At 58.1% G+C, this 25,187-nt stretch carries 22 protein-coding genes and 4 pseudogenes; 19 read left to right on the top strand and 7 right to left on the bottom strand.

The features are described from left to right. Positions 1–350 precede the first annotated feature (350 nt). The 5 genes from FHT19_RS24035 to FHT19_RS24020 all read left to right on the top strand — a co-directional run bounded on the left by FHT19_RS24035 (position 351) and on the right by FHT19_RS24020 (position 3,262). A complete protein-coding gene (locus FHT19_RS24035; protein WP_168558040.1) occupies positions 351–746 on the top strand; it encodes a cupin domain-containing protein in 396 nt (131 codons plus the stop codon). Next, positions 685–1,311, top strand: a complete 627-nt coding sequence (locus FHT19_RS24720; RefSeq protein WP_168558041.1) for an AraC family transcriptional regulator — start codon at positions 685–687, stop codon at positions 1,309–1,311. The genes FHT19_RS24035 and FHT19_RS24720 overlap by 62 nt, the downstream gene beginning before the upstream one ends. 94 nt (positions 1,312–1,405) lie before the next feature. Then, positions 1,406–2,245 carry an aromatic ring-hydroxylating dioxygenase subunit alpha gene (locus tag FHT19_RS24025; RefSeq protein WP_211185070.1) on the top strand — a complete coding sequence of 280 codons (840 nt, stop codon included), beginning with the start codon at positions 1,406–1,408 and terminating at the stop codon, positions 2,243–2,245. Then, the gene (locus tag FHT19_RS24310) at positions 2,200–2,427 is read left to right on the top strand and encodes a hypothetical protein (RefSeq protein ID WP_248290639.1); all 228 of its coding nucleotides are present in this window, start codon (positions 2,200–2,202) and stop codon (positions 2,425–2,427) included. Before FHT19_RS24025 ends, FHT19_RS24310 begins: the two co-directional genes overlap by 46 nt. A 103-nt stretch (positions 2,428–2,530) precedes the next feature. Continuing rightward, entirely contained in the window at positions 2,531–3,262 is a 732-nt protein-coding gene (locus FHT19_RS24020; RefSeq protein ID WP_169477090.1) for an EthD domain-containing protein, read from the top strand. Between the two features lie 144 nt (positions 3,263–3,406). On the opposite strand, the gene FHT19_RS24015 is transcribed toward FHT19_RS24020, so the two are convergent. Both FHT19_RS24015 and FHT19_RS24010 read right to left on the bottom strand, forming a co-directional pair. After that, on the bottom strand, positions 3,407–4,411 hold the full coding sequence (locus FHT19_RS24015) for a zinc-binding dehydrogenase (protein WP_168558044.1): 1,005 nt from the start codon (positions 4,409–4,411) through the stop codon (positions 3,407–3,409). Next, positions 4,408–5,088, bottom strand: a complete 681-nt coding sequence (locus FHT19_RS24010) for a TetR/AcrR family transcriptional regulator (RefSeq protein WP_168558045.1) — start codon at positions 5,086–5,088, stop codon at positions 4,408–4,410. The genes FHT19_RS24015 and FHT19_RS24010 overlap by 4 nt, the downstream gene beginning before the upstream one ends. 136 nt (positions 5,089–5,224) lie before the next feature. Between FHT19_RS24010 and FHT19_RS24005 the strand changes: the two genes are divergently transcribed. The 7 genes from FHT19_RS24005 to FHT19_RS23975 all read left to right on the top strand — a co-directional run bounded on the left by FHT19_RS24005 (position 5,225) and on the right by FHT19_RS23975 (position 13,482). Next, a complete protein-coding gene (locus FHT19_RS24005) occupies positions 5,225–6,799 on the top strand; it encodes an NAD(P)/FAD-dependent oxidoreductase (protein WP_168558046.1) in 1,575 nt (524 codons plus the stop codon). After that, positions 6,796–7,008 carry a hypothetical protein gene (locus tag FHT19_RS24000; RefSeq protein ID WP_172343187.1) on the top strand — a complete coding sequence of 71 codons (213 nt, stop codon included), beginning with the start codon at positions 6,796–6,798 and terminating at the stop codon, positions 7,006–7,008. Before FHT19_RS24005 ends, FHT19_RS24000 begins: the two co-directional genes overlap by 4 nt. Further along, positions 7,005–7,775, top strand: coding sequence for an SDR family oxidoreductase (locus FHT19_RS23995; protein WP_168558047.1), 771 nt, complete (start codon positions 7,005–7,007; stop codon positions 7,773–7,775). The genes FHT19_RS24000 and FHT19_RS23995 overlap by 4 nt, the downstream gene beginning before the upstream one ends. A 97-nt stretch (positions 7,776–7,872) precedes the next feature. Then, complete coding sequence (locus FHT19_RS23990; protein ID WP_168558048.1) at positions 7,873–8,904, top strand: aromatic ring-hydroxylating dioxygenase subunit alpha; 1,032 nt, start codon at positions 7,873–7,875, stop codon at positions 8,902–8,904. A 463-nt stretch (positions 8,905–9,367) separates the two neighbouring features. After that, on the top strand, positions 9,368–10,339 hold the full coding sequence (locus FHT19_RS23985) for a LysR family transcriptional regulator (protein ID WP_168558049.1): 972 nt from the start codon (positions 9,368–9,370) through the stop codon (positions 10,337–10,339). Positions 10,340–10,568: 229 nt separating this feature from the next. Beyond that, a complete protein-coding gene (locus FHT19_RS23980) occupies positions 10,569–12,761 on the top strand; it encodes a TonB-dependent receptor (RefSeq protein ID WP_168558050.1) in 2,193 nt (730 codons plus the stop codon). Positions 12,762–13,014: 253 nt separating this feature from the next. After that, the gene (locus tag FHT19_RS23975; protein ID WP_168558051.1) at positions 13,015–13,482 is read left to right on the top strand and encodes a hypothetical protein; all 468 of its coding nucleotides are present in this window, start codon (positions 13,015–13,017) and stop codon (positions 13,480–13,482) included. A gap of 256 nt (positions 13,483–13,738) precedes the next feature. On the opposite strand, the gene FHT19_RS24715 is transcribed toward FHT19_RS23975, so the two are convergent. The 4 genes and pseudogenes from FHT19_RS24715 to FHT19_RS23960 form a co-directional block, all read right to left on the bottom strand. Next, positions 13,739–13,861 (bottom strand): hypothetical protein, encoded by a 123-nt coding sequence (locus tag FHT19_RS24715; RefSeq protein ID WP_282436644.1) that lies wholly within the window; start codon positions 13,859–13,861, stop codon positions 13,739–13,741. A 41-nt stretch (positions 13,862–13,902) separates the two neighbouring features. Next, on the bottom strand, positions 13,903–14,466 hold the full coding sequence (locus tag FHT19_RS23970) for a transposase (protein ID WP_168558052.1): 564 nt from the start codon (positions 14,464–14,466) through the stop codon (positions 13,903–13,905). A gap of 21 nt (positions 14,467–14,487) precedes the next feature. After that, positions 14,488–15,864, bottom strand: a pseudogene (locus tag FHT19_RS23965) (IS1182 family transposase). 37 nt (positions 15,865–15,901) lie between these two features. After that, positions 15,902–16,411 carry a transposase gene (locus tag FHT19_RS23960; RefSeq protein ID WP_168558053.1) on the bottom strand — a complete coding sequence of 170 codons (510 nt, stop codon included), beginning with the start codon at positions 16,409–16,411 and terminating at the stop codon, positions 15,902–15,904. 60 nt (positions 16,412–16,471) lie between these two features. Between FHT19_RS23960 and FHT19_RS23955 the strand changes: the two are divergent. From FHT19_RS23955 to FHT19_RS23925, 7 genes and pseudogenes are all read left to right on the top strand, one after another. After that, positions 16,472–16,894 (top strand): annotated as a pseudogene (locus FHT19_RS23955) (IS3 family transposase); the annotation flags it as partial. 622 nt (positions 16,895–17,516) lie between these two features. Continuing rightward, positions 17,517–17,684 (top strand): annotated as a pseudogene (locus tag FHT19_RS24825) (group II intron reverse transcriptase/maturase); the annotation flags it as partial. Positions 17,685–17,686: 2 nt separating this feature from the next. Then, positions 17,687–17,797 (top strand): annotated as a pseudogene (locus tag FHT19_RS24545) (integrase core domain-containing protein); the annotation flags it as partial. A gap of 344 nt (positions 17,798–18,141) precedes the next feature. Next, positions 18,142–19,080, top strand: a complete 939-nt coding sequence (locus FHT19_RS23940; protein ID WP_169477089.1) for a LysR family transcriptional regulator — start codon at positions 18,142–18,144, stop codon at positions 19,078–19,080. A 217-nt stretch (positions 19,081–19,297) separates the two neighbouring features. After that, positions 19,298–19,771, top strand: coding sequence for a (2Fe-2S)-binding protein (locus FHT19_RS23935; protein WP_168558056.1), 474 nt, complete (start codon positions 19,298–19,300; stop codon positions 19,769–19,771). Then, on the top strand, positions 19,764–22,010 hold the full coding sequence (locus FHT19_RS23930; protein WP_168558057.1) for a molybdopterin cofactor-binding domain-containing protein: 2,247 nt from the start codon (positions 19,764–19,766) through the stop codon (positions 22,008–22,010). Before FHT19_RS23935 ends, FHT19_RS23930 begins: the two co-directional genes overlap by 8 nt. A gap of 161 nt (positions 22,011–22,171) precedes the next feature. Next, positions 22,172–24,520: a TonB-dependent receptor gene (locus FHT19_RS23925; RefSeq protein ID WP_168558058.1), complete on the top strand. Its 2,349-nt coding sequence runs from the start codon at positions 22,172–22,174 to the stop codon at positions 24,518–24,520. 339 nt (positions 24,521–24,859) lie between these two features. Here the strand turns inward: FHT19_RS23925 and FHT19_RS23920 are convergent. Further along, positions 24,860–25,187 (bottom strand): integrase core domain-containing protein (locus FHT19_RS23920; protein ID WP_169477088.1); only part of this gene is annotated, 328 nt, incomplete at its 5' end.

Here is a 25,187-nt window from a genome sequence, read left to right as displayed (position 1 = left end):
TCACAGCACCTCGTCACTGACAGCGGTGAAACGCCACGCGTTCTCCGCGATGCCCCATCCTATCTGATCCCAATGACGTTCCGCAACTAGACAGCAGTCTCGCCTTTATCGTGACAATGCTTTCGCTCCGACAGGAATGGGCTGCATAAAGCCAAATCTGCCATGTTTCAAAGACTTCTCCAAATCAAAATGGCCACTCTGCTATCGATATAGGCTCTAGACGTGTCCATCTAGAAGGGTCCGTTTTGTAATGAACTTTCACTCAACCGTGGGGAGGGGGTGCTTGCTGCACGCCGCTGATTGGTTAAGATTGTGCGTCTCATCCCAGGACAGGAAATTGGCGGCGCAAGATGGATTTGCTTGGTAACGCTCTGCTGTCGATCAAGGTGCTTTCCAATTCGATTGGGGTGTTTGATTTCGGTGGCCAATGGGGCTTTGGTCTGACGCAGGTAATGCCTGATTTCGCCTGTAGCTTGACTGTGCTTGAAGGTCGTTGCTGGTTATGCACCGCGGGTTCGCCGGGCACGTGGCTGGGGGCGGGCGAAACCGCCATTGTGCTCAACGGCACGCCCCACAGCTTTGCCAGCGATCCTGATGCGCCGGTTCTGGCGCTGCTCGACCTGCTCTCGCGGAATGGCGCAGCGACGTTTAACCCCGCGACGCGACGCGCCTTTGCACCTCACGATGGGGGATGGCACGCCGCGCACGCGTATTTTGGCGTTAGCCTATCTGTTGCGAGAACCTGACCGTAACCCTGTACTCTCCGACCTGCCGCCCTCATTTGTTATCCGGCAAGAAGCGGAGACCATCTTCCCATGGCTGTCCAGCCTTTCCGCCTATCTGGTTGAGCAGAAGGGTGGGCATCTGCCCGGCTATACGGCGACTGCATCGCATCTGGCCGATCTGATGTTCACCAGCTTTTTGCGGTCCTGGATCGCCAGCGATTCGGGCGCGGGCACTGGCTGGCTCAAAGGCCTCTCCGATCCGCAGATCGGGGGCGTCCTGTCGCTGGTAAATGCACAGCCGATGGCGAAATGGACCGTGGATACCATGGCACGCGAGGCCAACATGGCACGATCAACCTTTGCGCGCCGCTTTTCCGAACTGTTATCTCAGCCTCCCATGGATTACGTGCTGGGCGTCCGGCTGAGTGCTGCGCGCGATATGATGCTGAGCCAGCGTCTGCCGATCGCGCAATTGGCCGAGAATGCCGGTTATCAGTCTGAACGGGCCTTTCGCTCCGCCTTTGTCCGGTGTTATGGCATGTCGCCCCGCGACTATCTGAAGGCGCAGCATAAAGCGCAGGGTTGAGCGAATTGAGCCGATTTTAGAAAGTTTCGGGTATATAAGCCACCGAAGAACTGTGGCTATCTTCACTCCCAGCATAAAGTTGGGGAGAGTGAAAATGAGCTTTTTGCAAAATGCCTGGTATATGGCGGCCTGGGCAGATGAAGTGGGCCCAGATGCGCTGCTGTCACGCACGATTCTGTCACAGCGCATCGTGTTTTATCGCGGTACGGATGGGGTGGTGCTTGCACTGGCTGATCGGTGCAGCCACCGTTTTGTGCCGCTCAGCATGGGCCAGCGCCAAGGGGATGAACTGCAATGTCCCTATCACGGGCTGCGCTTTGGCCCTGGCGGGCAATGCACGCGCAATCCTCATGGCGACGGGCGCATCGCACCTAACGCTGCCATCCGTGCTTTTCCCACCCAAGAGGCGGGCTTGATGATCTGGGTGTGGATGGGCGATGCCGCCTTGGCCGATCCGGCTTTGATCCCGGACTACACGCTGCTGGCCGCCGCGCCAGAGACCGGGCGCATGCGTGGTATGTTGCACGTTGCGGCCAATTACCAATTGCTTAGTGACAACATTATGGACCTCAGCCATGTCGATTATCTGCATGCCGACACACTGGGGGGAGGTTCGATCTCACGGTCCAACGCCGGGGTGAAGGAGGAGGATCGCACAGTAACGATCACTTGGCAGGTGGACAGCGACAGTGTGCCCCCCGCCTTCGCTCGGGAAATGCCCGACCCGGCAACGCCTGCCCGTCAGCGTACCCAGGTGATCTGGACCGCCCCCAGCGCCATGGCCCTGACCATCGAGATCGAGCGGCCAGATGACAGTCCCGTGGGAGCCGCGGCATTTCACATCATGACGCCTGAAACGCTCACCACCACCCATTATTTCTACGCCAATTGCGCAGCTTTCGGCAGCATGATGCCGAATACAACGCCATCGTGACAGAGGTGATTACCCATGTCTTCATGGAAGAAGACAAGCCCATGGTCGAGGCACAACAGCACGCTGTCGGCAGTGCCGAACTGATGGACCTTAGGCCGTTGGTTCTGTCGCCCGATACAGGAGCGATCCGCGCAAGGCGCAAGCTGGCCGCGATGATCCGCGCCGAACAAGCTGTGGCCTGAAGGCGACTCTTCACCAACGCCTGCTTTTTTGAGCCCATTCCACCCGATCCCAACCGCACCGGAATCGTATCTGGCCGGTGGGAGCATTTATCAGGATCAACAAATGCTGAAAATCATCATTGGCGGTCGTCGCCGGGCCGGTATGACCCATGCCGAGTATTCGTACTACGCTGAACATTGCCACGGTGCGACCGTTGCGCACAATCCGGGCAGCATGGAGACATATATGCAAAACCACATCCTTGATGCCGCGTTTGGCACCAAGGAGGATGGCTGGATTTCTGGTGCCGATTTCGACTCATTTAGCGAGATCAGCTTTGCCGATGGCACGGCCTTCGCCCGATCGCTTGCCGATCCATATTACCACGATACCATTCAGCCCGATGAGTTGAACTTCGTGTGCCAAAGCCGGGTTATCCTGTTGGCAACGCAGGTGGAGGAACAACCGGTGGCCCATCCCGGCACCGCGCGGTTGAAGTTGATGCGTTTTATCGCCAGCAATGGCAAGGCTGACGCCGAAAGCTTTGAGGCGCAGTGGCAAGCCGAGGCAAGGCGGATTGCCGACCATTCCGCCCTGAAACCGATGCTGCGTAGGATGACGCGCAGCATCAGCCTCGACGGCTTTGCGGCCCAACTTCCCGCCGGTTTCATCGCCAATGCCCCGCTCAGCTCCTATGTGGGCGTGGACAGTCTGTGGTTTGATGCACAGGATGCCGATCAGGCCATCGCGGCCTATCGCTCGGCGATCGAGGAAGCCGAATCCACGCTGTTGCCGCTTTTGGAGCGCCGTTCGGAGATCCTGTTCATCGTGGAGGAGCGCAGCATCGTTGCGTAATTCTCGCTGCGGCTAAATGGAAGGGGCGCAAAGTTCAACCTTTGCGCCCCTCTTTTTGTCACGAAGAAAGGTATCGGCCACATCGTAGAACGCGCCCGGCGAAGAACCGAGGCGCGCCTCTACGCCATCTCGCGGTGGCTCGGATCACTGCGATGACACTTCCAGAACTATTTTGCCCGATGCGGTCCGGCTTTCCAGCAAGGCGTGAGCTGCTGCTGCCTCACCCAAAGCGAAAGAGGGGCCCAGCAGCGGTTTTACGCGGCCTTCCCGCCAGCGCTGGACGAGCGCGTCCAGCGCAGCACCCAGTACGTGGGGACGATGGGCGAAATAGGTGGCCAGAAAGAAGCCGGTAACGCTGATGCTGCGTTCCAAAAGATCACCGACCGGCACATCCAGCAGTTGGCCATCGGAAGAGCCGAACACAACCAATCGACCAAACGGCCCAAGCAGTGAAAGGCCAGCCAACATCGACTTTCCGCCGCCGCGGTCGAGGACGATATCCAGCGCTCGCCCATCAAGCGTCCGAGTGAGTTCGTCTGACCAGTCCGATTGAGATGAGTCGATCACGGCAGTAGCGCCCGCTGTCTGTGCGTAATGACGATTCTGCTCGGAACTTGCCAATGCCACGATATGGCCTGCGCCAAGATCAGCGGCGATCTGCACGGCCAAAGAGCCGACCCCACCTCCTGCGCTTGGGATCAGCACCGCTTCCCCGGCGGCCAATTTCGCGGCTTCTGTCAGCATGAACCACGCCGTCAGGCCTTGGATAAACAGTGCGAGCGCAACCGCCGCGGGCAAATCCTCGGGGACAGATGCCAATTGCACGGCGGGCACCGCGACATATTCGGCGTAACCGGCCCCCGGGCAGGAGCCGATGACCCGAGTTCCCGTTTGAAGCGTGACGCCCGGGCCTACGCTATCGATCCAGCCTATGAACTCGCTGCCCGCGATAGCGGGCAAAGTGATGGATGCCGGATAATAGCCATGGCCGCGCTGCACGACGTCCGCAAAATTTACCCCCGCTGCCTCGACCCGGATCAGCGCCTGACCCGGACCGGCAACAGGGCGCTGGACTTCCTCCAGAATGAGGACATCAGGCGTTCCGCGCCGGTGGTAGCGAACGGCGCGCATATCTTTGCTCAAGGTCATTGGTTTCCATCCTTTGAGTCGGAAGGCGGGGCCGCAGCTGCCAGCCCGCCGGTAATGAAGGCCAAGAGATGATCGCCCAATCGATCAGTGGCATGCTTGCTGCTGGTGGCGCCGGCAAAAAGTTGATCGATGAGTTCTGGATGGCCCAGTGTGAGTGAGTAGGCGCCCAGCGCACCGAACATGCGCCAGGCAATTACATCGCGTGAGAGGTCGGGACGGATCTGGGCGAGGACCTCAATGTAGCGTTGATCCACGACAGCGAGCGATTTGGACATCGTCTCTCTGATTTTGTCGTTGACGTCGGACCAGAGAACGAGCCCCATGAGATGGGTGAAAATGATTCTGTTTTCGGTGATCGCGTGATTTTCGAAAACCGGATCGAGCCATGCTCGCACAACGTCTTCGAGCATGGGGGCTGTATTCGCCCGGAGCAACGCTTCCAGCCGATCCGACCGAGCCGTCGCCACCTTCTCGCATTCAGCGGTAAAGATGTCGGCGAACAGGCTTTCCTTGCTTCCGAAGTGATAGTTGACCGAGGCGATATTGCTGTGAGCGGCAGCTGCGATCTCGGCTATTCGCACGTCGTTATAGCCTCGTGAAAAGAACAGCTTGGTAGCCGCTTCGGCGATACGGGCGCGTGTGGTTCCTGGGCCTTTCTTCAGCCGATTGGCGGTCATGTTATCTCCCCCTGGCGCAACCGATGTATCGTCCAACTTGCTCCCCCGGCAATCTGAGATCGCGAAGTTGTTGCCTCGATTTAAACTGTCATTTAAAGTGAGTCAACGAATCGATAGTGAACGGAGAGAAATGTCCATGGCGCAACATGATATCGTTGTTGTTGGGGGCGGGCATAATGGCCTGGTCGCTGCGGCTTACCTTGCCAAAGCGGGAAAGCAGGTCATCGTCCTTGAGGCGAAACCCTTCTTCGGCGGCGGCGTGGTCACACGGGAGTTGACGGTTCCCGGCTTCAGGCATGACCAGCACAGCATGAGCCACATCATGCTTCAGGCCAATCCGCTGATTGTGAATGATGAGTTGGGGCTAAAGTCGAAATTCGGCCTGAAATACAATTTCCCCAAGCGCCCGTTCGTGTCGATCTTCGAGGACGGTTCCTCAATCAGCATGTTCATGGACCCGGCCGCCAATGTGGCGGAGATCGCCCGTTTCTCTGCCGAAGACGCGCAGGCCTACGCGGAAGTTTCCGCTCTTGGCGCCAAGCTCCTGCCCATGCTTACGGCTGGCATGTTCGTCCCGCCGGCACCTTTTGGTGCGACGTTTGCGATGCTGGATCAAAGCCTTGAAGGCCGCGTGATGCTGGACATCCTGCAGCGCAGTGCCTGGGATCTGGTGAGCGATCGCTTCAAGAATGAAAAAGTCCGCATGCATTTCCTCAAATTGCTGAGCGAGAATCTGGCGGCGCCCTTCGAGCGTGGCACCGGGATTGGCCTGCTATTTTTTGTCGCGGCCATCGAACGCTACGGGTGCGGCGCGGCAGTGGGCGGAAGCGGCGAATTGTCGCGGGCGCTTGCCGATTGCATCAAGAGCCATGGCGGCGAGATCCGCTGCGATACACCGGTTACCAAACTCATCGTCAGCGGGGGCCGCGCAACCGGCGTGCGGACGGCCAATAATGAAGAAATCATGGCGCGCGACGCCGTCATCGGCGCGATCCACCCGCATCTGCTCGGTCGGTTCATCGATGGGCTCGACACAGGCGTTGTTCAGCGCGCCGAGCGTGTGCAGCAGGCGGCCTACAGTGCCTTCGCCGTCCATGCCGCGCTCAATGAACCGCTGCGCTTCAAGAGCGACGAGAATGTCGATGATGGTTACGTGGTCGAACTGCACTCGGGTGGGATGGAGGATTTCCTGCGCAAGTTTGACGACATGAAATATGGTCGCTTGCCTAAAAAGCCTTTGATCGGGGCCTCCTCGCCATCGGTGGCGGATACGACGCGCGTTCCTGAAGGCAAGGCGACCTTCTACGCCTTTTCCTATGCACCTTATGAGCTTGCCGATGGCGGCGCTGCGGCGTGGGATCGCATCAAGGAGCAGCATCAGCAGCATATAATTGATGAAATCGGACTGTTCTGCCACAACCTTGATGCTGAAAACATCATTGCCGTGCATTCGGACTCGCCGCTTGATCTGGAACGAAGCTCGCCCAGTTTCCAGCGCGGCGACATCCACGGCTGCGCCCCCTATCTCAATCAGTTCGCGGCGCACCGGCCAACGCCCGACCTTGGCAACTATACGGTGCCCGGGGTTGAGCGGATGTACCTTGTCGGTCCCTTCCTCCATCCCGGTGGCGGCGTGTTCGGCGCGGGCCGCGGTACGGCAATCCGCATGTTTGACGATCTGGGCATGGATTTCGACAAGGTGATCTCGTGAAGATACTCTCGCAGGATCGAAGCAGCCTCATGGAGGTGACGGCGCTCGATATTTCCTCGGGCGAGCTTGTGATCAAGGGCAAGGTTTTCGGCACCATGCCAATGTCTGCACGCCTGTCACCGGATGAGGCGCGAAAGGGTTTGAAGCTCCTCAGCCCCCGCATCCTCATCTTCTTGCTCACGTTCCTCTTTCGGAGTGGCAAGTCGTGACGGCCCCGGTATCAAGCCGGGTCGCGGCTATCACTGGGGCGGGTTCGGGGGTAGGGCGGGCGACCGCGCTGCGCTTTGCACGCGAGGGATATCGCGTGCTCCTATGTGACCGCGTATCCTGCGACGGCGTTCTTGAGGAGATTGGCAGCTCCGGAGGCCGGGCCGAGGCCATAATGATCGATCTTGCGGATGCGCGTTGCGGAGAGATGATTGTAGGGCAGGCGTCCAAGCTGTTCGGTGGTCTGGATGTTCTGATCCACAATGCCGCAATCGGGACATCTGGCACGGTCGAGACGGTGCCAGATGTTGATTTCGAGCGCGTGCTGGATGTCAATCTTATGGCGGGCATTCGACTGGCACGCGAAGCGGTGCCGATTATGCGGGAGCGTGGCGGCGGGGCAATTCTGTTTACCGCGGCGCTCGCGGGACACCGCTACGTGCCCAATGCGGTTGCTTATGCGGTGAGCAAGGCGGCGTTGATCCACCTAACCCGTTGCATGGCAATCGATCATGGACGCGATGGTATCCGCACCAATTGCGTCACTCCGGGGCCCATTAACACGCCTATGTTGCACGAGGCGTCGGCGGTTTATGGTATCCCGGTGGAAGCGATGCGCGCCGGAATGCCGACCGGGCATATCCCGGAACCCGATGAGATTGCGGCGACCTATGCGTTTCTGGCAAGCCCGGCCGCGCGATCAATCAACGGCCAGGCGATCGGCATCGATGGGGGGATGTCAGTGGGATTCTTTTCGCCCAAGCCATAGTTTACGCATTAGGTCGTTATAAAAAAGGCTGGCGCTGTCCTGCGGTGCGGTGGTCTTGCATCCGTCAACGAGCGCCAGCCAACTGGGAGAGAGCATCATGAACCCGAACTATATTCGTGAGGCGTGGTACCCGGTTGCCTTGGTGAGCGAGATTGAACCGGGCCAAATGATCTCGCGCGAGGTGATGGACGAGCCTCTGGTCTTGTTCCGAAATTCTCAGAATGACATCAGTGTGCTGTCTGATGTTTGCCCGCACCGGTTTGCTCCATTGAGTATGGGGCGGATCGATAAGGGTATCATCACGTGTCCTTATCATGGGCTGGAATTTGACAGCAAAGGGCATTGTGTCCGGAACCCCCATGGTGAAGGGGTTATTCCCAAAGCGGCGCCATTGCGAAGCTATCCCGTTAAGGCGGATCGCGGCATTGTCTGGTTGTGGACGGGCCTTGGCTATCCCACCAACGACATTCCTGAACTGGATTTCCTCGATCTGCCGGCAAGCGCCGTTGCGGAAGGTTTGTTCAACTCGTCAGGCCATTATCAGCTTGTGATCGATAACTTGCTCGATCTGAGCCACGCCGATTTTCTGCACCCCGGCCTGCTTGGAACCGGCGGGGCGGTTACAGGGCAGACCCCTAAAATCACACGCGAAGGCAATAAAATCACCAGCCTTTGGACCTGGGAGGATAGTCAGGCGATGGCTCTGTTCGCCCCTTTCTTGCCAGAGGGCGGTGCGCATTCAGATGGCTGGCTCAAGGTCGAATGGTCGCCCCCGGCGCGTTTGGTCATTTCATCGGGGGCATCCTCGCGGCTTGATCGGACAACCAAAGAGCTGAAGATCGAGGCCATCCACGCCTTGACCCCGGCAACCCCCGATTCGACCCATTACGTGTTCCGGGCCGTTCGCAATTGGGCCCTTGAGGACCAGGCGATGACGGACATCACGACCCGTGCCGTGATGGCGGCTTTCACAACCGAGGACGGGCCAATGATAAAGGCCGTGCAAGACAATATGCGGGGCCGGGACTTTTGGAAACTTCGCCCTTGGTTACTGTCAGGCGACGGTGGCGCTGTGATGGCACGACGGGCGATCGAAAGGTTGGTCAAGGAGGAGCAGGCGGCGCCTTGAACGCTCTGGCGCGGGGCAGGCGGCGAAGGGGCGAACTGGCCATGGAGTGCTTGGGACGCTTTCATTGTCGATGCTTTGCCGGAGGTGGGAAATGGGTATGGCTCAGGCTCAAACTCGAAATTGATTTTGAAAACTCTCGAGACCCTTGAATTTGGGATTCTCTGCTGAAGCCGGAGGCTGTTTGGGATGTTGTGTTTGCTGTTTTGGTTGTCGGATCGGGCGTGCGCAGTGATCGGACCACGTTTGACTGATCGCCCGCCCGAAGCACCGCGGTTTGATGGCCGACATGTGATATCTGGTGTTATCCGCTTGCGCAGGTGTATTGGTCGCTGGACCGACTGTCCAGTCAATGACGGCTCTCCGACGAGATGGAATTGCCTGGGCATCTGGACCCGCATTCTGACGGTTTTGACTGAAGAAGGCTGGATCGCACAGATCAGCCGTCTTAAAGATCGCATAAATCATGTCTGCACCAGTCAATCTAGCGGGCGTTGACCTGAACCTGCTGCTCGCGTTCGAAGCCTTGCTGAAGCACGGGAGCGTAACACATGCCGGAGCCGCGATCGGTTTGAGCCAGCCAAGCATGAGCCATGCGCTCAAACGGTTGCGGCATCTCTTAGATGATGAGTTATTCTGTCGTGACGGTTCAGGGATGCAGCCGACCCCGCGTGCGCAGGAATTGGCCCCCTATATCATAGAGGGGCTCGCGCTATTGCGCGCCGCAATGAACCAAAAGATCGAATTCGTCCCCACCGAGTCTGATCGCCGTTTTATTCTGGGTATGTCGGATGTGGCGGCTTTTGGTGTGCTCCCTTTGTTGATGCCTGCATTAAGGCGGCTTGCGCCCAAGATGGACCTGATCGTCGTCGACCTCGCAGCGGCTGAGGCAACAGAAGAATTGCGGCTCGGAAAGATCGACCTTGCCCTGAACGCCTTCGTTGAAATTTCAGCCGAACTGCAAAGTCGTACGCTTTTCACCATTCCCATGACCTGCGTGGTGGATCGGCGCAATCCGCGATTGAAGGACGGGGCGCTGAGTCTGGAGGCCTTCAAGGAACTGCCACATGTTCAGGTCGCGGGGGCGCGGTCAGGTCTCGTTACCGATTATGAGGTGCAGGCGATCGGTATTCGCAGGAGGGTCGCGCTTCAGGTCCCCCATAGCCTTGCAGTGCCCGCCGCCGTGCTGGGCACGGATCTCATCGCGGTCCTCGATAGTCTCACCGCCAGTGCATTTCGGGATTGGCCTGACTTATGTTTTGTGCCGCCGCCCATCCCGATGGCGCCCGTTGGCGCGCTGGCCTTGTGGCATTCCCGCAATCAGTACGACTCTGGCCACAAATGGCTCAGGGAGCTAATATTTGAACTGCAAATGTGCACGAGCGAGGAGCCGGGATGGTCACGTCACCAGCTACAGCCCTTCCCATTAATTCGATGAATAGGACCATGCGGAATATCGATTTCCAGTATAGTCATCGCTGCCGTATGACAATTTTGAAAACAAGAGAGAAGACCGACCTGATGAACAGGCGGCCATTGTAAAACGCCCCCTTTTTGACCGACTGCCCTTGCATCCATCGGATCAGGGCCGCGGCGGCAATGTCGGTGGCCGTCAACGCGGCCAACGTCAAAGAGCGGGCGGTTTATAACCATGGGAGGGAACCATAATGAAAACTTATCTTTTACTGTCCACATGCGTGCTCGCGTCGGCTCTGGCTGTTCCGGCACATGCTCAGACGGCGGTCTCAGCTAGGCCGGATATCAACGCCAGACCAGCGACTGTGGAAGAAATTGTGGTCACGGCGCAGCGCCGTGCCGAAAATCTGCAGAACGTGCCTATCTCGGTCACCGCTGTAAGTGCAATGAGGTTGTCGAGCGCGGGTATCACCAATGCGCAGGCTTTGGCGACTGTTACGCCGGCGCTGACCGTCAATAATGCCTCGGGCTATTTCCTGCCCAAAATCCGCGGGATCGGCGCCTCCACATTTGGGCCGGGTCTTGAAAATTCCATCGCGGTCTATGTCGACAACGTATATTATGCCGCTTCCTCGGCCTCCCTGTTCTCATTCAACAATATCGAGCGAGTTGAAGTGTTGAAGGGACCGCAAGGCACGTTGTTCGGGCGCAACGCCACGGGTGGTCTCATCAACATCGTCACGAAAGATCCTTCCAGGACGCCTGGCGGCTCGGCCAGTTTGTCTTATGGAAATTACCAAACACTTTCAGGAAGCCTCTATCTCACAACCGGGCTCTCCGATAATGCTGCCATCGATATTTCGTTTGTCGGCAGCCATCAGGGTAAGGGCTTTGGAACGAATCTGGCAACCGGGCGCGACGTTAACAAGACCGACAGCGACATTGGCCTGCGCTCCAAGCTGTTGTGGGAGCCTGGACCCAATACGGCCATTCGATTGAGCGGCGACTATTCACAGACGCGCGGAAATAATCCCGCATTTCGGGATTTCCCCGGTGAACAACCACTGTTTGGTCTGGCCAGAACAGGTTCGCCGTGGGATGTCAACACCAATGTCGAGCCGAAACAGAATAGCAGCAGCGGCGGCGCGGCGATGAGGATCGACCAAGGTCTGGGCAGCATCCAACTCGTCAGTATCTCGGCCTATCGCAGCTCAACCACCAATTTTGCTTTCGATTTCGATCTCACTCCGGTCCCGGCGCTAGGCATTTTTGTCAAGCAGAACGACCGGCAGTTTAGCCAGGAGCTGCAGCTTCAATCGAATAAATCATCCTATATCAAGTGGGTCTTGGGTGGCTTCTATTTCCACGGGTACAGCGCCTATGTTCCCAGCGATCTTGTCATTGGCTTTCCATTGGACCAGCCGGGTTCTCCCTTCTTTCCATTTTCTCGGATGCGAACCACTGGGACTGTGAAGACCGATTCCTACGCGGGATATGGTCAGGTGACCGTACCGGTTGGACCTTCGACAAATATCACAGGCGGTTTACGCTATACGTCAGAGCGGCGCAGCATTGACGGCATGAGTTCTGCGCAGCTGCCTGACGGGTCCTTTATCGACCTCCTGCCCCCTGGCACTGGCAATCAGTCCAAGCAGTTCAACAAGCTTACGTGGCGCGTGAGTGTCGATCACAAGATCAATAATATCCTGCTTTACGCCTCGTACAATCGCGGGTTCAAGGCTGGCGGGTTCAATCTAGGCACGCCTGAGCAGCCTGCGTTCGAACCTGAAGTTCTCGATGCCTATGAGGCTGGACTGAAAATGGATCTGCTGGACAGACGCCTGCGCTTCAATCCCGCCATTTTCTATTATGATTACACCAATATCCAGGTGCCTAAGCCTCTTCCCACCGGAACGGTTGGCATCGTCAACGGGCCATCGGCGAAAATCTACGGCCTCGACATTGACGGTGAGGCCATCATCAGTTCGCGCATGAAACTGAACTTTGGCGCGACGGTGATTCATGACCGTTTTGGCGATTTCCCCAATGCACTGATGAACACGCCCAATCCGGCGGGGGGTGTTATTCAGACCCTTTTCAATGCGCGTGGAAATCGGATCCCGGTCACGGCTGACTTCAGCACGAGCCTTGGAGGGCTCTACACCTTGCCTGTCGGCGCCGGGGATATGGTTTTCTCCGTCGATTGGAATCATAACGATGGATATTTTACAAATGTCGATAATCTGCGCAGGCAGAAGTCCTTCGAGATGGTGAACGCATCGATCACCTTCAACACTGCGGACGAAAGGTTCAGCCTTCGAGGATGGGTCAGAAATATCGGAAACGAGGCGGTTCTGCTCTATTCCAATTCCAGTAATACTAGCTCGGTGGCATCTTATGGGGCGCCGCGTACATATGGGCTGACTTTACAAACTAAATTCTGATAATTTAAAATTATCTAACAACATCTGAAATAGATTCGCCGATGAACATTCTATATTCATATGGGCAATATTTTTATATATATTTTTCTAAAAGATATTTCCAGTTTAAATGGAATTTAATTGCAAATAACTATATTGGAGAATATGATGGTGTGTCGTGCAACAAGAAATAGGTTGGGCGGTTTTTAAGCGTGTCGTGGGTGCGACTTTGGCGATGCGCTGTGCTGCGCATGTCGGATTGGAGTGTGAAACGATGAGCAGTCTCCCTGCCATGGAAGCCTATGTTCGCAATGAAACCCGCATCAGTGTCGTGATAAACGCCGTTATCTCTGCGGTTGTATTTCTTGTCGTATTTGGTTTGGATGGGCCGGTGCAGCTTTGGGGTTTCGGGCAATGGATAGCCGATTTTCTGCCGCAAAGCTTCATGACCACATTTATGAGTGTTCTCGTTCCCGGCGCGCTCGCCCGGCGAAAGTTGAAGGCAGGGGCGCTGACGCGGATTGGCCATCGCTCTTTCCTGCCCGCCAAATTGCTGCCGCGGGGGCTGATCCTGGCGGTGGGATCCGCATTCATTGGCACGGCGTCGATCGCCGTCTTTGTCTGGCTGGTGGGAGCACCCTCGATCGCGCCGGTGCCTGCACTCGTTCTCAAGGCGATGTATGGTGCGGGTCTGGCGTTAATTGTAACGCCTCTTTCGCTCCGCGCAGAACTGGCGTCGTGATGCGATCCTTCCCCGCTTTTGCCAAGGATTATCACTTGGGGATGATCGATGTTGCCTTGGTCGGCGGTTATTCACCTTAAGGTGGATCGATCGGGATGCGCCAATGGGCACATGGGTTCTGATCATTGCACCTTGGTATCAGACGCTCAAGGGGACGGTTTCACACTTTTTGCCGGTGCATTCGCACCAATCGTACTCTCGACGCCCGTCACCCCGCTTTCAGGCCCTGGCCGGGGCCTGAACTTTCAAACGCGGATCAGCCAGTCGCAGCGGCCTTGGCCGGCATTGTCAGTCCTTCAGGAACGAGGCCGGTTTCGACATAGCGCCAGAGCGTCATCGCCAGCTTGCGGGCCATGGCCACCAGCATGACCCGGCGCATGCGCGACGATTGTCCCTGTGTTCGTGCCCTGGACCACTTCGTCAGCGGGCTTTCGGGATGTTTGTGCTGCAGATCCAGGCGATCTCGACGAGGATGCGCCGGGCCCAGCTGTTGCCGGCTTTTGAGATGCCCTGGCATTTCGTGGTAGAGCCGCTGTCGTAGGCACTTGGCGTCAGCCCGAGATAGGATCCCAGGTGCGAACGGCTGCTGAACTGGCGCGAGAAGATTTCCCGTGCCATAATCGCGGCAGTCGTTCGGCCAACCCCGGGCAACAGGCGAAGCATCTGACGCTTCTGCTCGATGGCAGGGTCTTGCGCGTCCGCCATATCGCGCTCCTTTTCAACGCAGCGGATCTGCTCCTCGACCAGAGCCAGCCGTGAATATTCACGTTCGAGTTCATGGAGCAGACGTTCGGGAAGCGATCTGCCTTCCGCGGTGACAAGGGAAGCAAAATCAATTTGCGTCGCGCGCAGTTTCGGTTCGATGCCCCTTATCCCCTGGCCAAAAAGCAGGCCTTTGATCCGATTAATATGCGCAGTACGCTCGTGGACCGATATTGTTGAAAAACCCGCCACTGAGATCGAGGCTGGTACCAGCTTGGGCACGGTCTGGAAGGCCCGTCCCGGTTATGCGAGCGCCGGGGCGGCGGGCATCGGAATCAGCTTTGCCAACTTGCGGAGGTTTTGAGCGGTGGCTGCAAGGAGGAACTCGTCCTTTGCACCGTTTGGACCTCGCAGGCGCAGGCGATCCAGCTTCAGGATGCGTTTGAGGTGGGCGAACAGCATCTCAACCTTTTTCCGCTCGCGGCGGGATGTGACATAAGCGTCGGTTTGGGACAGATCCCTTGCCAAGTCGCGTGCGCCTTCGTGGAGAGATCGGGCCACTTTGCGGTTGGGTTGACCGGGGCAGCATTGTGGCTTGAGAGCACAGGCGTCGCAGTCATGTTTGCTGGCGCGGTAGCGGATAAACCCGTCCTAATCGACGTCGCCCCGCAGCGCCGCAAAGTTCCTGCGACGCGGGAACAACTCTTTGCCGCCAGGACAAACATAGAGATCGCGTCGGTGATCGTAGCGGAACTCGGTGCGCTGGTAACTTCCGGTCCGGCGCCCCACGTGATCGAAAATAGGGATGTGCGGTTCGATGCCGCGCTCATGGACAAGCCAGGCGATATTGGCAGCATCGCCATAACCAGTATCGGCGGCCAGACGCTGGGGCCAGATACCAAAACGTTCCTGTGTTCGGTCAATCATCGTTCGCTGCGCTGTCACTTCGGCGGGACGAATGGCCGTGGTGGCTTCAACGTCAACAATCACGGCGTTTGCCAAATCGATGAGATAGTTGGTGCTGTAAGCGAAGAAGGCTTGCCCGCCATGGGCGCTTGTCCAGCGCGCCGCGGGATCGGCAGGCGACAGATATTTGGGCGTGACGGGCGATGCAGCCCCAAACGCTGCGGCATTGAGCACCTCCATATACTCCCGGGCAGCATGGTTGACGATGTCCGGGGGCAAGCCCTCCTCGCCGGGCACACCGCGTTGGCGGTTCGCGTCGGCCTTGATCAGGCTGGCGTCAACGGCAAAAACCTCGCCACCGACCAATCCCTCCTCGATGCAGCGCGTGACAGTCATTTCGAACAATTCCCGCAATAAGTCGCTATCCCGGAAGCGGCCGTGGCGGTTCTTTGAGAAGGTCGAATGATCCGGCACCGCTCCATCAAGGCCGAGGCGGCAGAACCAGCGATAGGCCAGATTGAGATGCACTTCCTCGCACAGGCGCCGCTCTGACCGGATGCCCAGGCAATAGCCAATGAGCAGCATCCGGATCATGAGCTCGGGATCGATCGAAGGGCGGCCCGTCTCGCTATAGAATGGCCGCAGCTTCTCCCGGATACCATCCAGGTCCACAAAGCGGTCAACCGCCCGCAGCAGGTGGCCTTGCGGCACGTGGTCCTCGAGGCTGAAGCTGTAAAACAGCGCCTCCTGCACCACCGTCCGAGCACCCATCATCAGCCTGTCTCCCAACGACAGGCACAGTGAATCAGGACTATGCGATTACTGCAAGGCCAAGTTTTTCAACACTATCGACCAGGCGCTGCCGTTCGCGGTGTGATCGGCGCGCATCTTCCTCTTCGACATCGGGAACGCGCACGACAGCACATACATGATGGTCGCCACGGTCGATAGCAATGACGGCCCGGAGCAACATCAGGGCGTCGATACGATCCGTCTTTACTCTGCGTGCACGGCGGTTCACCTGCAGGCTGGCCGGATCCAGCACGCGACACTCCATCCCTGAACGGGTCAGGCGCCGGGCCAACCAGAAACCATCATAGCCCGCCTTATAGCAGATCACGATTCTTGCGATTGATCCGGCAACCTTGCGAAGTCGTGCCACCAGCGCATCAAAATTACCGCCTGGCAGACGATAGATGCTCGGCTTCGGCTGGCCGGGATGCGCCACGGATATGACCCAGTCCTTCTTGCTCAGTTCGATCGCCGCATAAACGGTCTGGGTGTTCGATGGTGGGAAAGCAAGCTCCTGTTCGATCGTCATGGTCAATCTCCTGAATGACACTGCCGTCAGAATGCCGGCTAATCCTGGCGGTCTGCATAGGATCTTTTTGGCAGGCGCGCTCGGCAAAGCGGGTCTGTTGCCGAGCGCAAAGCGATGATCGATCGGTCACACGGCCTGCCGGTGGCGCGCCAGGCCCGGGCACTGGGGATCAGCCGGAGCAGCGTGTATTATCTGCCAGCGCCCGTGTCTGCCACCGACCTGGGTATCATGTGGCGGATGGACGAATTGCATCTGGAATACCCGTTTGCGGGCAGCCGGATGCTGCGTGATTTGCTGCGCCAGGAGGGCACCGCGATTGGCCGCTGCCACGTCGCTACCTTGATGAAGAGGATGGCCATCGAGGCGATCTATCGCCGCCCCAACACATCGAAGCCCCCGCCTGGGCACAGGATCTATCCGTATTTGCTGCGGAAATTGCCGATCGCGCGGCCCAATCAGGTGTGGGTCACCGACATCAGTTACAGTGCGCCTCGCGAGCATATGACTGGAATGCGAAGGAGAAAGGAGGAATTGAATGAATGCCATGCCCTCTGCTGCGAGGGGGCATGAGCCCAAGCGGCGGTGACCTGCCGTCAACTGGCAGGGTGACGTAGCCCGCAGGTAAAGGGGATTGAGGTGAAGCCGTTACGCCGAGATGGTCCCCGAGGCTGTAGCGCTGGAAGGTTGAGGAACACGAACCGGTTAATCCGCATCCGAGGGCTGAAATGTCGCCTTCGCCTACACGGTTTAACAGGCGGAATGCTGATGATGGCGCCGGACACGTATGTCGGCGACATCCGATTGCGGTCGTACATGTAGGTCGCCCGCATGGAGTCATGGAGAGAACGCAGCCAGGCCATGGCATCGGCATCGACTTGCAGGACGCAAGGACAAGGACCGCGACCGGCAGCCTCCCCAGCGCGTGAAAGTCCAGCATATGAACGAGGGAAGGCATGATGGAATGCCAAGGGAGTTGGCCCCGATGTCCACCATGCTGGCGGAGTCCCCGCAGTAGTCCGCGACCGGGAAAGCCTGTCACATGGCGAGGGGGGGCACTTCAATCTGCTTGAAGTGCAAACTACCTGACCAAATGAGGTGAAGACCTTTGATAATCAGTGAAATGCAGCACAAGCTCGCGACATGGGCCCAGAGCGATCCGATCCGTCGGTTTGATCGCCTTCTCCGGCTCATTGCCGATCAGGTGTGGCTTGCCGAGGCCGCTCGGGTCGTATTGGCGTCAAGCGGCGCCCATACGCCGGGCATCGACGGAATGGAATTGGCCGATATTTGCGTTTTTACAATGAGAAGCGGCCGCATTCGAGCCTGGGGGCCCGAACGCCCGACCAAACCTATTTTGACAATCTGCCCACGACCATGGCAGCATGACTTTGGCTCCGGTGGTGGGCATCATTCCAGTCGGGCTACGCGCTTCTTCCATGAGGCCCACCACCGGCATATGAAAACAACAACCCGCAGACGATCCACTTATCCGTGGCCAATCGCTGTTCAGGCTGACCGAGCCACCTCTGTTAGAGGTGGCCAATGCCCGCCGTCTTTGTCAGGCATTGAGCCAGCCTATGCCACGCCAAGGTAACAACCCATGTGCGCGCCTTCGTCCCATCGGTTCTGACGCTTTTGATGCCGAGCCGCCTATCGGTAAAGCCAATAGAAATGAATTTTTATATAAGTCTTCATAAACGGCACCGCGAAAATTATAAACGGAATTCATGATGGCTGACCCTCTGCTCCGGATGGATCTAAATCTTCTGTTGGTGCTTGAAGCGATGTTCGAGGAACGCAGCGTATCGCGCGTTGCCGTGCGGCTTGGGCGCAGCCAACCGGCGATTAGCGCCTCTCTTACGCGATTGAGAACTTTGTTCGACGATCCGCTCTTCATTCGCAGTCGCGCAGGCATGTCGCCAACGCTGCGCGCATTGGAACTCTCAGATAGTATCCGGCCTCTGCTGCCTAGGCTGCGCAGCGCCATCGAAGTCTCTTCCGACTTCGATCCTGCTCAGTCGACCCGCACCTTTACCATTGCCACGGTGGATGACCTTGAACCGTTTATGGGGCCGGCGATCATCAAACGTCTTTCGCAGGAAGCGCCATTGGCTCGGCTGCGGCTGGTCAACAGCGATGGCTCGCCGCTCCCCTACAAGGATCGCGAAGACATTGACGTGATGCTCACGGTGCTGCCGGGCCAAGCCCCGAGCTGGCTGCATACTCAAAAGCTGGCCGATGCCGATTATGTCATGGTCTATGATCAGTCGATCATGCCCGGCAGATCAGGTGCGCTCGACGACTATATTAATGCGCGGCATTTGCTGGTCTCGTTCCGCGGTGATTTCCGGGGGGTTGCCGACAATGCACTAGCCTCAATGGGTTTAAAACGCCAGGTAACCATGGTGACGCCGCGATTTTCGTCCGTCTACTTCATGCTGCAGGGCACCGATCTTGTCGCCACCCTGCCGGCCTATGTCGCCAAGGGCATCCCGACGTCCTTCTCGCTGACGTCGCGTCCTTTGCCCTTTTATATTCCGCCTGTAGAATTCTTCATGTGTTGGCATAGGCGTACCGATGCAGATCCAGGCAATCGATGGTTCCGCAATCTGCTCGCAGAAATTTTTGTACAAAATTGGCAAGCGCACATGTCGGACGGCCCAAAATAAGAAAACAACCGCATCGGGGCGTGGGCCGGCGCGGGAGTAGAGGCGCGCGTCCTGCCGCGGCGTCATCTCTCTCTCTCTCTCAAAGAATGCGGGTGTGCTGATCGACGAGCGGCTTTGAGGACATAAAATAAACATGATGGATATTGCAATATATCATATATAAATTTGTCTTATCTTTTCCACGATTTATGATGCCGCCTCAGGGAGGACGAGGGAGGTGGCAGACATTATTACGGTGACCGTCAATGGTGAGCCTAGAGAGCTACGCGTTCCGCCGGAAATGCCGTTGGTGTGGGCGCTGCGCGAAGAGCTGGGGCTCACCGGAACCAAATTGTCATGTGGCATTGGCGTGTGTGGCGCCTGTACGGTCCATGTTTCGGGCAAGGCCGTGCGTAGCTGTGTGACGCCGATTGGCGAAGTCTCGGGGCCTGTCACCACCATTGAGGGATTGTCTTCGCCCGGCGGTCTCCATCCGGTTCAGAAGGCATGGATCGAGAACGCTGTCGCCCAATGCGGCTTCTGTCAGTCCGGCTTTATCATGGCGGCTGCCGCGCTGGTGGATGAAGCCCCGGGCGCGCAGCCTGCGGAGCTATTGCAGCAGATGACGAACATTTGCCGCTGCAGCACATTTTCCCGAGTTCGCCTTGCAATGATGGTGGCGGCCGGACATGGGGCAAAGATCCATGACTGAAGCGCTGCAGGTTGATCGTCGGCGGTTTCTGGGCGGGGCGGGCGCTGTCGTTCTGACATTGGCCTGCGGCGATCGCGGGATCGCCCGGACTTTCGGTGTGCCAGAACCGGTTGCGACCGAACAGGTCTTCTCCGCATGGCTGAGCATCGACGCGCGAGGCATGGTTACGCTGGTCAACGCCGAGGCGGAGATGGGGCAGGGGACCAACACCGCCATGGCGATGCTGGTTGCCGAGGAGCTGGAAATCCCCTGGGGCAGGATAACGACGGTCCCGATGACCGCCCGCCCGATCTATACCAACCCCGCCTTTGGCATGCTCAAGACCGGCGCGTCGTTAAGCCTCAAGGGGCGATATCTGCAATTGCGTCAACTGGGCGCGGCGGCGCGGCAGATGCTGGTGGAAGCGGCGGCTCAGGAGTGGAAAGTGCCGTCGCAGGCATGCAGGGCGGTGGCAGGCGAAGTCCATGGTCCAGACGGGCGCTCAACGCCCTATTCCAGTCTTGTGGCGGGCGCCGCCAGTCTCCCCGTGCCGCAGGATGTGCCGCTCAAGCCGCGTGCCGACTGGGCCATTCTGGGCAAACCGCAGGCCCGGATCGATATGGCTGACAAATGCACCGGCAAAGCCCGCTACGGCTTTGACAAGACTGTACCCGGCATGGTGCAGGCCGCGCTTGTTCACGCACCGCAGTTTGGTGCTCGGGTAAAGGCCGTGGATAGCAAGGCGGCGCTGGCCGTAGCCGGGGTGACGCGGGTGATCGCGCTCGACCATGCGGTTGCTTGCATCGCCTCGACAAGCTGGAGCGCGCTGCAAGGGGCTGATGCGCTGGTCATCGAATGGGAAAACCCGGATCCTGCGGCGGTGATCGATGACGCCAAGATCGATGCCATGCTTCGCAACGGCGTGGCGGGCAAGGGGCAGGGACGGAACGCCTTGATTCCCGCACACAAGGTGGGTGATCCTGCCGCTGGTTTTGCCCAGCCTGGCGTCCTCGCGGTTTCGGCCGAATATTCCACCCCTTACCTCGATCATGCCTGCATGGAGCCCACCAGTGCGATTGCCCATGTGCGCCCGGATGGCATCGACGTCTGGTCAAGCACGCAATCGCCAGCGATGATCTATCACGCCGCCAAGCTGCTTTACGGTTTCGAGGCCGACAAGGTGCGGGTGCATCAGCAGCCCATCGGGTCCAGCTTTGGCCGCAGGGCGCAGATCGACGGCGAGCTGGAAGCTATGGTCCTCTCGCGCATCATGGGCGGTCCGGTCAGAGCCATCCGCGCGCGTTCCGAAGACATTCAACACGGCTTCTATCGCCCCGCATCGCGTTCCACCCTGCGCGGAGCGGTCAAGGATGGCAAGATTGTGGCGTGGAGCCATCGCTGCGCCAGCCAGTCCTTGCTCGACAATTACGCACGCTATTTCCGTGAGTATGGCATCGATCTGAAGGAACTGGACAAGCTGACCGGCCCTGCCGGCGCATCCGGTTTCAATTTCGCTCCTTTCGACTTGATGAGCGTGGACGGGACGCCGTCCAACGCCATCTATGCGATTCCCAATGTGGAGGTAGCATCAGCGAAGATCGATGTTCCCATCCCGACGGGTTGGTTCCGCGGGGTAGGACAGACCAACAACCTGTTTGCAACCGAGTGCTTTGTCGATGAACTGGCCTATGCCGCAGGGCAGGACACTCTCGCGTTCCGCAAAGTGCTGTTGAGCGGGCAGCCGCGCTTCCTTGCGGCTCTTGATCGTGCCGCGCGGGAGATCGGTTGGGACAAGAAGCCGGCCAAGGGTATCGGTCGCGGCATTGCCATAACCAATATGTCAGATGCGGTTACGGTGGCCATTGTCGAGGTTGCGGCAAGCAAGAGCGGCTTTGAGATACGCCGCGCTGTGCTGGCCGTCGACAATGGCATTGTCATCAACCCCGACGTTGTGGAAGCGCAGACTCAGGGAGGTTTCCTGTTCGGACTTGGCGCGGCGCTTTGGGGGCGGATTTCGATCGCCCAGGGGCGGGTGGAGCAGACCGGCTTTGCTGATTACCGATTGCTGACGTTGCAGTATTGCCCGGCGCTGACTGTCATCCAGATGCCGAGCGATGATCCACCCAGCACCATTTCCGAAGCGGCGGCGACTGTTGCTGCTCCCGCGCTGGCTAACGCGATCTTTGCGGCCAACGGGCGGCGCCTGCGTGATCTGCCCATCGCGCGTGATGATTTCGAGTGTCGAGCGACGGTGGCCTGAAATCACCGGATGCGAGAGGGAATGTGGAGGCAGATGGAAAAACAGACCGGTGCTCTGGTGGGGTTGCCGCTGCCATTGCGTGTTTTAAGCGGCAAGAAAAATAGCATTACTCAAACGAAGATTTGAGAACGAAACCAAAAAAGAACCAAGGGAGGATTATCATGAGAAAAAGGACATTACTTCTTAGTACCGCGGCATTTCTGTTCATCAACGACATTGCGCAGGCGCAGGACGCCAATGGTGTCAAAACAGCCGCCACCAGCACAGCCGATCACGGTATTCAGGATATAGTCGTGACGGCGCAGCGCCGATCGGAAAACCTGCAGCGTGCAGCTGTCGCGGTCAGTGCCGTTTCTGGAGAATCGCTGAGAGCAGCAGGCATCTCCAAGCCCACCGAGCTGAGCAACATCGTTCCGGCGCTGGAAGTGATATCAGCGGGTGGTCCCTATTCGCTGTTCTATCTGCGCGGCGTCGGCAATTTCTCGGGTACGGCGCTTGCAGATGGCGCGGTCGCTTTCAACGTGGACGGGGTCTATCTGGGGCGCCCATCGTCGACGACCGGCTTCTTCTACGATCTTGACCGGGTGGAGGTGTTGAAAGGGCCGCAGGGAACGCTTTACGGCCGCAACGCAACCGGCGGCGCTGTAAACGTCATTACGAAAAAGCCCGTGTTGGGGGCGTTCGAGGGCTATGCCGACGCAGACTATGGCAATTATAATGCCCTCTCCGCCAACGGCGCCATCAATGCGCCCTTGCAAGAAAACGCGGCGCTGCGCGTTGCCGGTACATTTGTCCGTCACAATGGCTACATGAAGGACGGCAGCGACGACCAGAATGATCTGGGTGGTCGCGCATCGCTGCTATTAAAGCCCGTGGACAACTTGAGCATCACTATTACGGGGGATTATTTCCGCCAGCATAATATTGGTGTTGGCGCGATCCCGGTTCAGTTGGGCATCGATAACCGCTACGGTATCCAATCGCCGGAGGCGCGCGCCTATTATGCGTCGCAACCGAGCCCCATATTAGGCCGCACGTTCGATCCGATTTCGGCTGGCCGGTTTCAGCGCAACAGTTTCTGGGGGATTGCATCCACCATCGAATACAAGGCCCCCATCGGGACGTTCACTCTCGTTCCGGCATATCGGCGCAGCAATATCGATCAATTGTCGGACGCCCCCGGCTTCTATCTGCGGCAAGTGGAGCATGACAGGCAATTCAGCATGGAGGGCCGGCTGGCTCTAAATGATATCGGGCCTCTCCGGGCGATCATGGGGCTGTTCTATTATAACGAGAAGAATGAAATTCCACTGTTCAGCGTCAATGAACAGGCGAATGCCATTTTCGAAAACTATACGCAGAATATTTCGAGCATGGCTGCATTTGGTAGGTTGACATGGACGGTGCGCGAAAACTTTCGTCTGGGTGTCGGTGGACGTTATACGACCGAAGACAAGAAATATAGTGCGGTTTCTTACGGCACGACGCGTATCTGCCTCAACCCCACCAGCTATTTCCCCACTTATGTTCCGGGATGCCCGACCGCATCGGTCATCCCCTATGCTTTGACGCCGCCCGCTCTGGATTTCAATCCGGCGCCGGACGGCACGATCACCGTTCCCACAGACATTAATTTGACCGGCGCGAACGCCAGGCACGCCAGCTTTGACCGGGCGACATACCGTCTGTCGGCGGACTGGGACGTGACGCCATCGAATCTGCTCTATGTGAGTTACGAGACAGGCTTCAAATCGGGCGGCTTTTTTACAACCACCGATGCCGGAGTTTTCCGCCCTGAATCAATCGGTGCCCTGACGTTCGGGTCCAAGAACCGATTTTTCAGGAACCGCCTGCAAATCAATCTGGAATTGTTCGACTGGCTTTACAAGGATCAACAGATTTCGCATCTGACGTATGATTCACAGGGCCACTCGATCTTCGGGACAGAGAACGTCGGGCGCGCCAGAATGAGGGGCGCCGAGGTCGAGATGCGGCTGCGGCCCACTGCGAACACGCTGCTGAGCGCCGATGTGCAGTTTCTCGATGCCGTGTATAACAGCTTCGTTTATAATACGCCCAATTCGAATGGCGGCATCAACAATGGGACAGGATGCAGCACGGTTGGTGCGCCGACGACCATCTATGTGGTTGACTGCTCGAACAGGCGGCCGCCCAACGCGCCCAAATGGAAGCTTGTTCTGGGTTTGCAGGAAACCATTCCCTTCGCCAGTGGAGCGCGTCTGGTTTTTGATGGCTCCGCGCGTTATCAGTCCGATACGCTCACTGGCCTGCAATTCCTGGCAGAGCAATATCAGAAAGCCTATTGGATGGCCGATGTTCAAGGCGTCTATCACGCTGCCGGTGATCGCTTCTCGATTGGCGGGTATGTCAACAATATATTCGATAAGACCGTTATGAATTCCACTTTTCCTGTGCCGTTCGGCCTCTTCAACACCGCCAATCTGCGCCCGCCGCGCACCTATGGTGTCAGGGTCGGCATGAAGTTTTGAGCCGGATGGGAGCTGCGGAGGCGAGGGTTTCTGGCCAAAGCTCCCATCCATTCTATTGTCCCCGAAATAGCGGATCACGTCCCCGCACGTGGTGTAGTATCCGAGGTTAGCGCTGCTGGCGGGCTGAGTGCATTCCATAGTAGGCTGTAGCGGCCAGCCGGCAGTGCGGGTTTTACTGTGATTTTCGGATAGGTATCCCTCGCAGTTCGGCGCGACGCGCCAACTGGATGGCACCTTGACCGATTACAGAAGCCGTCCAGGCTTTACAAAGCATGTGAACTGAGGTGGTGCCGCCTTCCTGGACAGGTTTGCGGCGAAGTTAAGCTCGAGCCGGTGTCGTCATGCCGCAAGTTCGGGCATCAGATCATGGGGGGCATGCCCCCCATGATCTGATGGGCCGATGTGCCCATATGCCTCTGCTGGTGTCCTACCGGCAAGCGCGGAATGGGACCGATGGTGGTTATAGTAGGTGAACCAGCGCGCAAGCCCCGCCCGCAGTTCGCTGCCGGTCTCGAAGGCGTGGAGATAAACGCACTCATACTTCACGGACCGCCACAGGCGTTCGATGAAGGCGTTGTCCATCCAGCGGCCCCGGCCATCCATGCTGATCTGCACCTCCGCCGACCGCAGCACGCCGGTGAAGGCTTGGGCAGTGAACTGGCTGCCC

It is taken from the genome of Novosphingobium sp. SG919 (genome assembly GCF_012932495.1).
GTDB classification, from domain to species: domain Bacteria; phylum Pseudomonadota; class Alphaproteobacteria; order Sphingomonadales; family Sphingomonadaceae; genus Novosphingobium; species Novosphingobium rhizosphaerae.
This window is presented reverse-complemented; position numbering and strand designations above follow the sequence as displayed.